The 13,632-nt window shown below is 58.1% G+C and carries 14 protein-coding genes; 8 read left to right on the top strand and 6 right to left on the bottom strand.

Annotated features, from left to right (window positions below):
* The 6 genes from H035_RS19395 (at position 1) to H035_RS0111290 (ending at position 4,187) form a co-directional block, all read left to right on the top strand.
* Positions 1 to 840 (top strand): OmpA family protein, encoded by an 840-nt coding sequence (locus H035_RS19395; RefSeq protein ID WP_022949089.1) that lies wholly within the window; start codon positions 1 to 3, stop codon positions 838 to 840.
* Positions 841 to 929: 89 nt separating this feature from the next.
* Positions 930 to 1,214, top strand: coding sequence for a DUF883 family protein (locus tag H035_RS0111310; RefSeq protein ID WP_022949088.1), 285 nt, complete (start codon positions 930 to 932; stop codon positions 1,212 to 1,214).
* Positions 1,215 to 1,218: 4 nt separating this feature from the next.
* On the top strand, positions 1,219 to 1,674 hold the full coding sequence (locus H035_RS0111305) for a hypothetical protein (RefSeq protein ID WP_152486020.1): 456 nt from the start codon (positions 1,219 to 1,221) through the stop codon (positions 1,672 to 1,674).
* A gap of 67 nt (positions 1,675 to 1,741) precedes the next feature.
* Positions 1,742 to 2,215, top strand: a complete 474-nt coding sequence (locus H035_RS0111300; RefSeq protein WP_022949086.1) for an ATP-dependent zinc protease family protein — start codon at positions 1,742 to 1,744, stop codon at positions 2,213 to 2,215.
* Entirely contained in the window at positions 2,212 to 3,117 is a 906-nt protein-coding gene (rimK, locus tag H035_RS0111295) for a 30S ribosomal protein S6--L-glutamate ligase (protein ID WP_022949085.1), read from the top strand. Before H035_RS0111300 ends, rimK begins: the two co-directional genes overlap by 4 nt.
* Positions 3,114 to 4,187: a succinylglutamate desuccinylase/aspartoacylase family protein gene (locus H035_RS0111290; protein WP_022949084.1), complete on the top strand. Its 1,074-nt coding sequence runs from the start codon at positions 3,114 to 3,116 to the stop codon at positions 4,185 to 4,187. Before rimK ends, H035_RS0111290 begins: the two co-directional genes overlap by 4 nt.
* 9 nt (positions 4,188 to 4,196) lie before the next feature.
* On the opposite strand, the gene H035_RS19390 is transcribed toward H035_RS0111290, so the two are convergent.
* Genes H035_RS19390 through H035_RS19385 form a run of 3 tightly spaced genes read right to left on the bottom strand, consistent with a single transcriptional unit; the run spans position 4,197 to position 8,693 of the window.
* Positions 4,197 to 6,026 (bottom strand): cation:proton antiporter, encoded by a 1,830-nt coding sequence (locus tag H035_RS19390; RefSeq protein WP_051149778.1) that lies wholly within the window; start codon positions 6,024 to 6,026, stop codon positions 4,197 to 4,199.
* Positions 6,023 to 7,513 (bottom strand): RimK family protein, encoded by a 1,491-nt coding sequence (locus H035_RS0111280; RefSeq protein ID WP_022949082.1) that lies wholly within the window; start codon positions 7,511 to 7,513, stop codon positions 6,023 to 6,025. Before H035_RS0111280 ends, H035_RS19390 begins: the two co-directional genes overlap by 4 nt.
* A gap of 7 nt (positions 7,514 to 7,520) precedes the next feature.
* Complete coding sequence (locus H035_RS19385) at positions 7,521 to 8,693, bottom strand: GNAT family N-acetyltransferase/peptidase C39 family protein (protein WP_022949081.1); 1,173 nt, start codon at positions 8,691 to 8,693, stop codon at positions 7,521 to 7,523.
* Between the two features lie 57 nt (positions 8,694 to 8,750).
* Between H035_RS19385 and H035_RS0111270 the strand changes: the two genes are divergently transcribed.
* The gene (locus H035_RS0111270) at positions 8,751 to 10,187 is read left to right on the top strand and encodes a TrkH family potassium uptake protein (protein WP_026596532.1); all 1,437 of its coding nucleotides are present in this window, start codon (positions 8,751 to 8,753) and stop codon (positions 10,185 to 10,187) included.
* On the top strand, positions 10,184 to 10,855 hold the full coding sequence (locus H035_RS19380) for a potassium channel family protein (protein ID WP_022949079.1): 672 nt from the start codon (positions 10,184 to 10,186) through the stop codon (positions 10,853 to 10,855). The genes H035_RS0111270 and H035_RS19380 overlap by 4 nt, the downstream gene beginning before the upstream one ends.
* Positions 10,856 to 10,869: 14 nt before the next feature.
* Here the strand turns inward: H035_RS19380 and H035_RS0111260 are convergent, their stop codons facing one another.
* From H035_RS0111260 to H035_RS0111250, 3 genes are read right to left on the bottom strand one after another with little or no spacing between them, the layout of a single operon-like run.
* A complete protein-coding gene (locus tag H035_RS0111260) occupies positions 10,870 to 11,268 on the bottom strand; it encodes a hypothetical protein (protein ID WP_022949078.1) in 399 nt (132 codons plus the stop codon).
* Between the two features lie 14 nt (positions 11,269 to 11,282).
* Positions 11,283 to 12,365, bottom strand: a complete 1,083-nt coding sequence (locus tag H035_RS0111255; RefSeq protein ID WP_022949077.1) for a metallophosphoesterase — start codon at positions 12,363 to 12,365, stop codon at positions 11,283 to 11,285.
* A gap of 5 nt (positions 12,366 to 12,370) precedes the next feature.
* Positions 12,371 to 13,528, bottom strand: coding sequence for a cytochrome-c peroxidase (locus H035_RS0111250; RefSeq protein ID WP_022949076.1), 1,158 nt, complete (start codon positions 13,526 to 13,528; stop codon positions 12,371 to 12,373).
* Positions 13,529 to 13,632 lie beyond the last annotated feature (104 nt).

The raw sequence follows: 13,632 nt of genomic DNA, 5'->3' as shown, positions 1-13,632 counted from the left end.
ATGCGCAAACATACCTTCAAATTTCTGCAGTTGGGCTCGCTTGCCGGCTTGGCCTTTTTTTACGGTTGTGCTTCCCAGCCTCCGGTGGCTCTGGGAGAAGCCCGGGAAGCGGTGGAAGCGGCCAAGAACGATCCGCAAATCGCTCGGATGGCGCCGGTGGAACTTCATGAAGCGGGAAAAACGCTGGCCCAGGCCGAACAAACGTGGAGTGAGAGCGAGGATGCAACCGAAGTTTCCCATTTGGCCTATCTGACCAAGAGGCAAGTGGAGCTGGCCAATTTTCGGGCCGAACGCGATATGGCCGAAGAAACCATTTCAAAATTGACCGAGCAGCGCAAACAACTTTTGCTGGAGGCACGGACCCGTGAGGCTTTGATGGCTCGGGGCGAGGCCGAACAGGCATCGGAGAAAGTCAGGCAATTGGAAGGGGAACTGGCGGATCTTCAGGCCAAACAGACCGAGAGAGGTCTGGAGATCACCCTGGGCGACATTCTGTTTGAAACCGCGAAAGCGGAATTGAAGCCCGGGGCCATGCAGAAGCTTTATCGTCTGGTAACCGTGCTCAAAGAGAACCCCACCCGCAGGCTGGTGATCGAAGGCCATACCGATAGCGTGGGTTCGGAGACGTATAATTTGCAGCTTTCCCAACGCCGCGCCCGATCGGTGGCGGATTTTTTGATTCAGAACGGTGTTGATCGGGATCGGATTACGACCGAAGGTTACGGCGAGGCTTATCCGATCGCTCCCAACGATACCGCCTCAGGGAGACAACACAACCGTCGGGTGGAGGTCATTATTCTCAAGGAAGGACAGACCGCCGAGGATATTCGCAGGGAATAGCGGCACTTGCAAGTTGGGTTATTATTGAGCCGAGCCCGCTCCGCACGTGTGGGTTCGGTCGGCGTGGACCTGAGCGAAGGAGGTGATACATGGCCGAAGTCGAACGAGACATCGAATCTTTGAAAGCGGATATCCGAAAATTGGGGCAAGACATTTCCCAATTGACCAAAACCGTGGGCGACTTGGCGAGTGAAACCGTTCAAGCCCAAAGGGAGCACTGGTCCGAAGCGACCGATTCGGCGGTCAAAGAAGCCGGCAGAGCGGTCGGAGACGCACGCAAGACCGTGGAAGGAAAAATCGAGGAAAAACCGTTTCTCAGTATCCTGGCTGCGTTCGGCTTGGGATTGATTGCCGGGAAACTCCTCAGCCGCTAGGCTTGTGGGCTCTTTGCGAGGCGTTTTTTCTGCCACTGCCGTCCGGGTCGATTCCATGGCCCGGCGGGGACTGCTTTTCCTTGCGGTTTATATCCTTTCCATTTTGTTGTTGGCGGCCGGTGTCGGTCTACTCTTCGGCAGTCTCTATCTCTGGCTGGTGATGCGTTTGGGCAACCCGGTCGCCTTGCTGATCACCGCTTGCGTGGTATTGCTGTCGGCCTTGATCTTCCTTATGGTCTGGTGGTTCGTCGGCCGCCCCAAGCTTCCACCGAAAACTTCCGCCGAGGTTTCCACCGCGGAAATCCAAACGTTGGAAGCGGACGTGGATCGGCTGACTCAAGATCTCGACCGGATGGTACGCAAAAACGCGCCGTCGTTTACCCTCGCCGCCTTCGCCTTGGGTATTGCTATCGGAGTGAGTCCCAAACTGCGCCGAGGGGTGATGCGGTGGCTCAAATAAATTTCCCGAAAAGCGAGAAACGCTTCCGGGTACGCCGCTTTTATCTTTAAACCCTCCTTGGTACTCCATGGCGGCCGAATCGCATGTTCCTATTTTGCTCGGTTGGCGAGAATGGGTGTGTTTGCCCGAGTTGGGATTGCCCCCCGTGAAAGCCAAGGTGGATACCGGCGCCAAAACCTCCGCTTTGCACACCTTCTACGTGGAACCTTATCGCCGTAAGGGGGCTCTCTGGGTGCGGTTCGGCGTTCATCCCCGGCCGCGCAATACCCGCTTGGCCGTGGAATGCCGGGCGCAAGTGGTCGATCGGCGAATGGTGAGCGATTCCGGTGGCCATCGGGAAAAGCGCTATGTTATCGTCACGCCGATCCGGCTGAGCGATGTGGAATGGCCCATCGAGATGACGCTGACCAACCGCGATACCATGTTGTTCCGGATGCTTCTCGGCCGCACCGCGATCGCCGGGCGCGCTCAAGTGGACCCGGCCCGGTCTTATCTGTTGGGAAAACCCGAGACCGGAATATCAACCCAGGAGAATTCGTGAAAATCGCCATCCTGTCCCGCGATCCCAAACTCTATTCGACCCAACGCCTCGTGGAGGCGGGCACCCAGAGAGGTCACGAGATCAAAGTGGTCGACGTGCTGCGTTGTTACATGAATATCACTTCCCATCGTCCCAGTATCCACTACAAGGGCAGTATTCTGGATGACTTCGATGCGGTCATCCCGAGGATCGGAGCGACGGTGACTTTCTATGGAACCGCGGTGCTGCGCCAGTTCGAGATGTTGGGAGTCTATCCGCTTAATGAGTCGGTGGCCATTACTCGATCCCGCGACAAACTGCGCTCGCTTCAACTGTTGGCGCGGAAGGGAATCGGCTTGCCGGTCACCGGTTTCGCTCACGCCCCCGACGATATCGATGACCTGATCAAGATGGTGGGCGGACCGCCTTTGGTGATCAAATTGCTGGAAGGCACCCAAGGTATCGGGGTGGTGTTGGCCGAGACCTATCAGGCCGCCGAAAGCGTCATCCAGGCATTTCTGGGATTGAAAGTTCATATTTTGGTGCAGGAGTACATCGCCGAGGCCAAAGGTACGGACATTCGCTGCCTCGTCATCGGAGACAAGGTGGTGGCGGCGATGAAGCGCCAGGCCCGGGAAGGAGATTTTCGCTCCAACATTCACCGGGGTGGCAGCGCCGCTTTGGTTCGAATCACTCCGGAAGAGCGCTCCACCGCGGTCCGGGCCGCCAAAACCATGGGGTTGAATGTGGCGGGGGTGGATATCATCCGTTCCAATCACGGTCCCTTGGTATTGGAGGTCAATTCGTCGCCGGGCCTCAACGGAATCGAAACCGCCACGGGCAGGGACATTGCCGGCCAGATTATCCAGTTCATCGAAAAAAACGCCCGGCTGGGTAAAACCCGTACCCGCGGCAAAGGATGAGCCGTAAAGAAGAAAAAGACATGCAAGAGCTGGTCATCCACGAGATGACCGTTCGCCCCGGAAAGCGGGCGAGTTTCGATATTCCCTTACCCAGCCTTTATACCCACGCGCCCGTGCCGATGACCGTGCATGTCATCCACGGTCGCCGCGAGGGGCCCAGACTTTTGGTTTGCGCGGCGGTGCACGGGGATGAGATCAACGGCATCGAAATCATTCGCCGCCTGATTCGCTCGCCCATGCTTAAAGGGCTGCGGGGGACACTGATCGCGGTGCCGATCGTCAATGTTTACGGCTTCGTGCGCCAGTCGCGGTATCTGCCCGACCGCCGCGATTTGAACCGCTGTTTTCCGGGAACCGATAAAGGGTCTTTGGCGGCGCGGTTGGCCCATCTGTTTACCCATGAGTTGTTGACGGTATGCACGCATGGTATCGATCTTCACACCGGCGCCATCCACCGCGATAACTTGCCCCAGATTCGTACCGCTTTTGAGGCCGCCGATTGCAACGAGGCCTTGGCGCGGGCGTTTGGCGCGCCGGTCATTCTGAATGCCGATTTACGCGACGGTTCCCTGCGCGCGGAAGCGGCGGAGCGGGGCATTCCGTTTCTGGTGTATGAAGGCGGAGAGGCATTGCGCTATAGCGAGACGGTGATCCGCGCCGGCGTGCGCGGGGTGTTCCGGGTCATGCGGGCCTTGGGCATGGTGCGTTCCGTCCCGGGGAAAAGCCGTTCCCCGGCGGAGGCGGTCGTTGCCCGCTCGACCCAATGGGTTCGTTCTCCCCAGAGCGGGCTGTTGCGGGCTCTGGTTCCCTTGGGAGCGAAGGTGTCCAGTGGAGAAGTCCTCGGCGTCGTGGAAGATCCGTTCGGCAAAAACGAGGAACAGGTAACCGCCACTTGCTCCGGTATCGTGATCGGGAGAAACAACCTGCCCCTGGTCACCGAGGGCGACGCCTTGTTCCATATCGCCCGCTTCGGCGAGGCGGGGCCGGCGGCCGAAGCGGTGGAGCAATTTCAAGTCCGAATCGAGGAGGAAATGGAGGCGTTCCCCGCCGAGCCTCCTATTGCCGATTGACCGGTCGAGTCAGGGGAGGGTACGGGATTCGGCGGTGGGGGCGGTCTCCTCTCCGGATTCCGGTTGGATCAGCGCCAGCAGCGTCGAGCCGGGTTTCGGGGTGAGTTTACGATCGGTGGTAATGACTTCCAATTCTCCATCGGGCAGGCGCAAAAACAGGGGGATCGCCCGATTGCGATAGCGGGCCCGGTAGGCCTCGAAGTCAAAATTTTCCGTCAACTTGGTTTGGCGGATGATTGCGCCTTGACCGATGCGGCTCGCCAGAACCGCGAAGGTGATCTCCCGATCGAACAAGATCCGAGCCGTGGCGGCGGTTCGATGACGGTTTTCTTCTTCTTTCTCCGCTTGGATCATGTAGACGCGGTCGGTACCGAATTCCCCTGCGTATTTGCAGGAGGCCAAGGCGTTCAATTCCGCGCTCGGGGAAAGGGCCAGCAGACCGTCCAACCCCACCAGGTCCAAATCCCAGTCGGCGTGCTCGGAGGTTAGGTTGCCGTAATAGGCCGGCAGTCCCTCCAGGCGCGCGGTTTTGACGTGATCCCAGGAACTGTCGGTCAACATCACTTGGATGCCGAGGTCTTGCAAGGCCTCGGCCAGCGTCCGGGCGACCGCATTGGCCCCGACGATGAGAAAACCGCCGCCCTCCGGCTCCGAGACCCCGAGGTGTTTCGTCAGCAGCCGGGCGAAGGCGCTTTGTATCGCCACCGTGCCGATAATGACCGTGAAGGCCAGCGGCACCAACAGATCCGCTTTGGGATAACCGTGTTGCTCGAGGCGGATCGCGAACAGGCCGGTCACTGCCGCCGCGACGATCCCCCGGGGACCGATCAGCGCCAGGACGGTTTTCTCTTCCGAAGTCAGGTCGGAATTGAGCGTGGAAAGCCACACCCCCGCGGGGCGGGCGATGAACTGGGTGACCAGAAAAACACCCGCCAGGGCTAAAAATCCCAGATCTTGAAATCGGCTGAAATCCAGGCGTGCGGCGAGGAGGATAAACAGTCCGGAGATCAGGAATATGCTCAAGCTTTCCTTGAAGTTGAGGATTTCTTTGACCGGCACGCCGGGCATATTGGCAAGCCACATTCCCATGACCGTCACCGCCAACAGCCCCGCTTCCGTTTCCAGCGTGTCGGCGAGGGCGTAGACGCCGAAGACTAAAATCAAAGCGGTGACGTTGTGCAGATAATCCGGAATCCAGAAGTTGCGAAGGGCAAGCCCGAAGCAATAGCCGGCGAAGGAACCCAGCAACAAACCGTCCAATAAAATTTTCCCGAAAGTGGAGGCCGTCAGGGTCAGAGCCGAACCGTAGCTCGATCGGATAAACTCGAACACCAGCACAGCCAGCAAGGCCCCCAAAGGATCGATGACGATCCCCTCCCAGCGGAGAATATTGGATACCCGGCGATTGGGGCGCACACTGCGAAGCAGGGGGACGATCACCGTGGGGCCGGTGACCACCATCAAGGCGCCAAACAGTATGGCGATGTCCCAGGTGAATCCCACCAGGTAACGGGTGGCCAAGGCGGTGATCCACCAGGTGATCAGGACGCCGAGGGTGACCAGATTGCGGACTACTTTCTCCAATCCCCGGATCTGCTCGAATTTCAGGGTCAAGCTGCCCTCGAACAGAATCACCGCCACCGCCAGGGAGATCATGGGAAACAGCAGATCGCCGAACAGGGTATCCGGAGACAGCCAGCCGCTCACCGGTCCGGCCGCGATGCCCGCCAACAGAAGGAATAGGATGGCCGGCAGCTTGACCCGCCAGGCGATCCATTGACAGACGATGGAAATCAGGCCGATTCCCACCAAGGACCAGAGAATCTGACTATGCATCATGGTGAAGTAAAATAAGCATCGCCCTCGCGACGGTTGTCGATGCGGCGGATAAAGTCCGCCATGATTTGACGATAAAGGGACTCGCCCAAGACTTTGTCTTCGATGCCGGAATCGATATTGGGGTTGTCGTTGATTTCGATCACAAAGACGCCTCGCTCGGTCTGTTTCAGGTCCACCCCGTAAAGACCGTCACCGATATGTTGAGCCGCAAGAACCGCCGTGTCCACCACTGTTTTCGGTGCCTGTTCTATGGCCAGGGTCTCGAATCCGCCTTCTTCGATCCGGCCGGATCGTTGGTACTTGACGATCTGCCAGTGCCGGCGCGACATGAAATAACGGCAGGCATACAAGGGCTCATGATTGAGGATGCCGATGCGCCAGTCGAAGGGGGTATAAATGAATTCCTGAGCCAGGATGAGATCGGACGCCTTGAACAGCTGGGCACAGACCTGGGTGAATTCGTTTTCATCGTTGGCTTTGAGCACCCCTTTGGAGAAGGAACCGTCGGGGATCTTGAGGACGATCGGAAAGCCCAATGGTTGGGGCAACTTTTTGCGATCCCGTTTCTGCAAAATCACGGTGCGGGGATGGGAAATTTGTTGACCGGCAAGCAGCTCCGCCAAATAGACTTTATTGGTGCAGCGGATGATGGAGTCGGGGTCGTCGATCACTGCCATTCCCTCGAAATGCGCCTTGCGGGCGAAGCGATAAGTGTAATGATCGATGGCGGTGGTGGTGCGGAGGAACAGGGCGTCGAATTCCGTCACCCGGTTGAAGTCTTTCTTTTGAATCAGCTCCACCGCGACCCCCAACTTTTTGCCGGCCTGAACGAATTTGCGCAATGCACCGGCGTTGGACGGCGGCTTCTTTTCGCCCGGCTCGTGCAGGATGGCCAGGTCGAAGCGGGCCGCCCGGCGGCTTTTGGGGAGTCGCCAGGGCTTGCTCAGATACGATTCGAGCGCGTGGGTGAAGCTCTCGTGTTGAAGGTTGGACAACTGATGCAAATGGACCGGTTGAATGGAAGCGATTCCCCAGCGACGCTCATGATGAAGCGATACTTTCAAGATCGGGCAGGGAAGCAACTCGAAAATTTGCCGGGCGAGGCCCTGCATTCGGACTTCTTCCGCTTGGCCGAAGTAAATGTTCAGTTCCAGGCTTTCTCCATCGGATGGCTGGCCTTGGGCATGTATTTTTTGCAGGGTCCGGTCCAGGTTCTCCAGGTCTAGGCTGTAGAGAGTCTTGCGGCTCAGGGCAGTGAGGGTATGGACCGATGGCAGGATTTTGTGGTGGCGGGCGCCGGCCAGCAGAGAGCAATAATATCCGGAACTCAAATAACGATAGCTGCGGCAAAAATTGATCAAATGTGTACCCCGGGGTTTAAAAAGATCCGGCCGGGCCAGATATTCTCCCGCTGTGAGTATCTGTATCCGGGGAAAATCGGGGCGCCAATCGTTCGGCTTTTCGATCAATACGATATGGGAAGGCATGGGCAGGTCAGTCGAATGTCGCGGTTGGGTCGGTGTCGATAGAGCGGGATAGGATAAGCACGGCCTTTTGGCCGGTCTTACCGTAGCGGGCCATGCGTTGGAAGTCGCGTTTCAGGATCGGCATGTCGATGGAGTCGGTGGCTGTTTTGCCGACTTCGTGATCCACGTAAGGGTCGTGCAGATAGACGAACGATTCGTCGTGACCGGTCATTACCACCCAGTGGGGAAATTTTTCCCCGTAGATTCGATAGGAACTGATGAGCACCACCGGAATGCCGCCGCGGTCGAATTTTGCGGTCAATTCTTCCACCTCCAGCGCCCGGTATTCCAGATGTATCGGCAAGGCTTGCAGTTCCTCCAGGAAGTCTTCCTGCACCAGGCGCATCACTTCGCGTTTTTCCGGGTCGCGCACCGACGTGATGAATAGCGCCCCCGGATCGTTGACGAAGACCTCGACGTCGAAGCCGCGCCGCCAGGCAGACAAGGCCAGACCGTAAGGACCGCAACCGCCGTGTCCGGAAGTCATGAATACGGTGGTGGATTCGCGCCAGATGCGAAGTTCCAATTTGCGGTCAAGCTTTAGAGAGGAATCCAAGGTCTCCATCGCCATCATCAGAGAAGCCGGTCCGCAAGTGAAATCCAACGTTTGTTCGTAGTAGGGGACGCGCGCCAGGGAAGGTTTCAGGTGCGGGGCGAGGGATTTCTCCATCCGCAGGGCATCCATGTGGTCCTCGTAATAGTCCGAGACCGTATCCAGCGCTTTGTAGCCCCGTTTTTGGTAGAGGCGGATGGCGTCGGTATTGTCTTGGCGAACTTCCAAGCGCAGAGTAATACAGTCGTGGTTCAAGGCGAGTTGTTCGGCCGCCTCGATGAGGGTGGCGCCCGTTCCTTGCCCCCGCAAGGCGGGGTCGACGGCGAGTGAATAGAGGCGCGCCAAGGAAGTGCCGCGGTGGAACAAAAGCATGGCATAGCCCGCCACGTTTCCATCGGCGGTCTCCGCCACCAGGGTGACGGCGTGAGCGCGGGTCAGAAGATAGCGAAAGGTGCGGCGGGAAAAACGATCTATGGTGAACGAGCGGTTTTCTATTTCCACCAGCCGGTTCAGATCTTCCAGGCGGGCGGGGCGGATGCTGAGTGCATGACCCGAAGGAGAGAGCTGAAAAACCGGAAGATTCGTCACGCCGCTGTTTTCCGCTGATAGTATAGGCCTTTATTCATCGCCGATTGTAGCAGGTCTATGACTGAACCGTCCGTTGGCGTTTTGTATCACTCGGTCCGTCCGCGGGTGTTGGCTTACCTGCTGGGGAGGGTAGGGTTGGTGCTGGTTGCACTGGCCCTGGTGCCGATGTCGGTGGCGCTGATGAGCGGTTTGCTCGGCATAACCCTGCGTTATCTAATTGTCCTCGCCCCGCTGGGCCTTCTATGCTGGCCGTTGGCGCGTCTTTCCCCGCCGACCGATCTGCGGGGCAACGAGGGATTGGTGGTGACCGCGCTGGCCTTTTTGCTGTCTCCCTTGCTCATGGCCTATCCTTTGAGCGGGGCCGGGGTCAGCTATTCGGCCGCGCTTTTCGAGGCGGTTTCGGCGGTGACCACCACCGGCTTGAGCACTTTGCCCGCCGTGGCGGACAAACCGCCTGCGTTTTTATTCGCCCGGGCTTGGATGCAATGGTATGGCGGACTCGGCATCGTCGCCTTGTTGCCCTTATGGCTGGAACCGGGGCGTTTGCCCAGGCGGCTGTTGGGTTTGGAAGTCGAAGCCGAACCTTTGACCTCTGCCTGGATTTACACTTGGCGAATCGGCAGGGTTTATCTGGCCATTACCGGGCTTGCCTTTTTTCTCTTGTGGGGGCTCGGCGGCGACCCCTTTGCCGCTCTCGTGCACGCCCTGGCGGCGATTTCCACCGGCGGCTTTTCGTCCTTGGACCGAGGTTTGACCGAACTGGGCGCGCCTTTTGCGGTTGGCGTTATGGGTGTCAGTTTGCTGGGAGCGTTGCCGTTCGCGATGTATCTCGGTCTGCCCGGATCGTGGTGGCGCGACCTGCAACTTCGTGCATTGTTGGTGAACGCCTTCCTGTCCGCCTGCCTGATCGCCGCCATTTTGGTGTGGCAGCAGGGGTTCGGTTGGGGGCCGGCCCTATTCCATGGGGTGCTGACGGCCATTTCCGCTCAGACCACGGCGGGTTTTTCCACCCTGGAAGTGGGCACGATGCCGCCGGCGGTATTGGGACTCTTGTTGGCGACCATGTTGAGCGGCGGTGGACTGGGTTCCACCGCAGGCGGCATCAAGTGGTTGCGAATTTTGATTTTTCTTCGCACCCTGATCTTGCAGCTGCGCCGTCTGGCGCTTCCGCCCCATGCCTGGATCGAATTGCGGCTGGGTAACCAGATCATCGACGAATCCTTGAGCAGCCGGGTGCAGCTGTTGATCCTCCTGTACGTGCTGACCGTGTTCGTTTCCTGGCTGCCTTTTTTGCTGTGGGGATATGATCCCTTGCGGTCCTTGTTCGAAGTGGTTTCGGCGGTGGCCACGGTGGGATTGTCCGTCGGGATCACCGATATGGAACTGCCGGGTTTGTTGCGATGCGTACTGGGCTTGGATATGTGGCTGGGTCGAGTGGAGATTTTTGCCGTTTTGGTCTTGTTCAATCCCGTCACTTGGAGGACTTCGCGATGAGAGTGGTGTTTATCGGCGCCAGTGCCACCAACGTGGCCTGCGCCCGGCTTTTGATCAAGCGTCGTCACGAGGTGATCATCATCGAGCGCAATCAGGATCGTATCCAGGAATTGAGTGAAAACATGGATTGCGGCTTCATTCACGGCGACGGCACCCATCCCCATATTTTGGAAGAAACCGAACCCCATTCGGTGGATGTGTTGATTTGCACCACCGGAATCGATCAAAACAATATTTTGGCCAGCCTGGTGGGAAAAACCATGAAAATTGGCCGGATATTCACCACTTTGGAAGACCCGGAATTCGAGCGCGTCGCCATTGCCCTGGGGCTGACCGAGACGCTGGTGCCGGTCCGCACCATCAGCCGTTATTTGGCCGACGCCGTCGAGGGGCGCGATATCCTCCAGCTCGCCACCTTGCTCAAGGGCGATGCCTATTTATTCTCCGTGGTCATCCCGCCGGAATGGGCGGGCTCCCTCACGGAATTGCCGCTGCCGGAAAAGCAAGCTCATCCCGCCTGGCTGTATCGCGGCGACCGCTTGGTGTTTGTGGACGCCTCTTCCGAACTCGAGGAAGGGGATGAATTGGTGATTGTCGCCTTGGACAGCAAAGTCGCCGAGGGCATTCGGCAAGAATTGCTCGACAAGGCAGCCCCTTCCCAAGTTTGAGGGAGTAACGCGATTCAGTGCTTGCCCGGCGCCAACGGAACGTCGCGTCGTTCCCAAGTGATGTAGGCTTCCAGGGCGATCATTTCCTTGCTGTCCAAGGGAAAGGGTTCGCCTTCCAGGGGGTTTTTCAGGCACCAGTTGATCATTTCCCTCAAAGTGGCCACCTTGCCCAATTGCTGCTGGAACTTGGGATAGGTTTCGGGATGAGTGTTGGCGGCATTGGGGTGGCATTGATCGCAAGAGACGTGGTTGCTGCCCATGGTCGAGTGGAACAGCTTTTCACCTTTTTCTTTCACTTCCATGAACTCGGCCCGCCATCGCTTCAGATCCTCTTCGGTGAATTCATCGCCGATAACCGAAGTGGCCGCTGCGAGCAGCGCCAGCCCCAGGGTCAAAACCTTCATGCATCCCATGGTCTCTCTCCTCATCAATAGTGGCGTTGTGGCGGGATTCGCTGGTCTTCGTCTTGATATTTGCGATCCACCGGATGGTCGAGTTTGAAGTCGTAGGCGACTGTCCGGTACTCGTTCTGCCATAGCTGATAGTGATTGGTGATCGCGCCGCTTTCCAGGTCGAGGATGTCCCATCCGGTGGCGTCGCGCTCGTGAAAAGGATCGGCCCGGTTCATGAACACGGTCAGTTTGGGTACCTGATTGGGTTTCTGGACGTAGCTGACCGGATAGGGCCAGGGCCAGGCGGTGGCCATCATGGCATAGAAAGTGATGTTGCCGATCTGGTTGTAAAGCACCTGATGGACGTGGCCGTGGAGCACGGTGACCCGATCGAAGCGCTGCAGCAGGGCTTGGACCTCTTCCGCGTCGTCGGTCCAGAAGTTCCACGGTTTGAATATCTTATACAAGGGGGAGTGGGACAGAACCACGATCGGCGTGCTCGGGTCCTGCTTGGCCAGGTCCTCCTTGAGCCATTGGATTTGAGCTTCGCCCACCATGAACGGCGAGCCTTTGGGGTTGTCCAGGCGGGCCATGTTGAGCATCCGTTCCATGGGGGTCGACCATTGGTTGATCCACTCCTCGTAGGTGAGAATGCTGTTGAGGACCGCGAAGTGGACGCCCTTGTGGTCGAAGCTGTAATGAAGGGGGCTGATATTGTCCTCCCAGTATTTACCCATATCCAGATACAGATCGTGCTCGCCGATGACCCAACGGACCGGATGGCGCAGCGACGACATCAATTCGAGACCGTGGTCCAGCTCTTCGGGTTTGCCCAATTGGGCCAGATCGCCGCCGTAGACCACGAAATCGGGCTTGGGCGACATCAAATTGACTTCCATGATCGCCTTGCGCAACCCTTGATCGAAGTTGCGGGTGAATCGGGTGCCCTTGATGTGCGTGAGATGGGAGTCGGAAATATAGGCGAAGGTGAACGGTTCGTGTTCGGCTTTGCCTTTTTGGCCCATGCCCCAGCTGATTTCCACCAGGCTGAAGGGAAGGGTGGCGGCGGCGCCGGCCACGCCGGCTTGCTTGAGGAATTTTCTCCGGGTGATGCTCATGACGCTTACCTCCCTTCAGATTGCAGATGGGCAAAACGATCGCTGGTCAAAGACTTGAGAAACTCGATCAGATCCGACTTTTCTTGGGGGGTCAATCCCAGCGGCCGGATACCGCCGTCCAGCATCGGATTGTCGAATCCGCCCTGGTCGTAAACGACGATTACCTCTTCCAGGGTCTTGAGGCTACCGTCGTGCATGTAAGGGGCGGTGAGGGCGATGTTGCGCAGGGTGGAGGTTTTGAAACGGCCGATGTCCTCCAGTTTTTCGGTGACCACGAAGCGGCCCAGTTCCGACATATCCGCCTTGGTCAATACGGTCTCGTCGATGTCCTCGCCGGCTTGTCGGGCTTTGCGGAAAGCGTCGAGGATCTGCGGCAGCCGGGATTGGATCCGGCTGAAGCCTATCCCCAAATTGTGGAACTGATTGTCGGTGAACAGGGCTTGGTTTTCCTCGATCACATGGCAACTGACGCAGCGGCCCTTGCCCCGGAAGACCTCCAACCCCCGGATCGCCGCTTCAGACAGGGCGTTTTGGTCGCCGCCGAATTGATAGCGGTCGAAGGGACTGTCGCCGGCCACCACCGTGCGTTCGAAGCTGGCGATGGCTTTGGCGACATGGTCGATGGTGATTTGTTCGGGGGGCGATCCAAAGACTTCTTGAAAGCTTTTCCGGTAATCGGGGTCCTTGCGCACGCTCTCGACGATGGGGGCGTGACTTTTCAAACCGTGCTCGACCGGGTTGAGGAAAGGATCCTTGCTTTGGGCTTCCAGGCTCGGCCTGCGTCCGTCCCAGAATTGAGTTTCATAATAGGCCGCATTGATCACCGTGGGGGAGTTGCGAGTGCCTTTCTGCTGACGGATGCCTTGAGCGATGGGCAAATCGTCCTGAAAGGCCAATTCCGGTTGATGGCAATGGGCGCAATTGATGGTGCCATCGCCACTGAAACGCTTGTCCTCGAACAATCTTTTGCCCAGCCGTGCCTTCTCCAGGGTCAAGGGGTTGTCTTCCGGAATCGGTACCGGAGGCAGGCCCAAAAGGGCTTTGTCGTCGGCTAGAGTGACTTCCGCGGCTTGGGGTTTCCACGGGGCTGCCAGTAAAGCAAACAGGACCAGAGTGAAAAGTAAGTGGCTCGCTGTGACTCCCGGACGGTCAAGAATTGGCATGGCGCCCTCCTGGAACGATCAAGATTCGCGGCCAGGATAAAACAGAAAAGGGGAAAAGCCAATGTTGGCAATTCGAGAAAAGCGCTCAGTCGCTCGATGCGAGA

The organism is Methylohalobius crimeensis 10Ki (assembly GCF_000421465.1).
In the GTDB taxonomy this organism is placed as follows: domain Bacteria; phylum Pseudomonadota; class Gammaproteobacteria; order Methylococcales; family Methylothermaceae; genus Methylohalobius; species Methylohalobius crimeensis.
The sequence above is the reverse complement of the archived record's forward strand: the minus strand, read 5'-3'. Positions and strand labels throughout refer to the sequence as shown.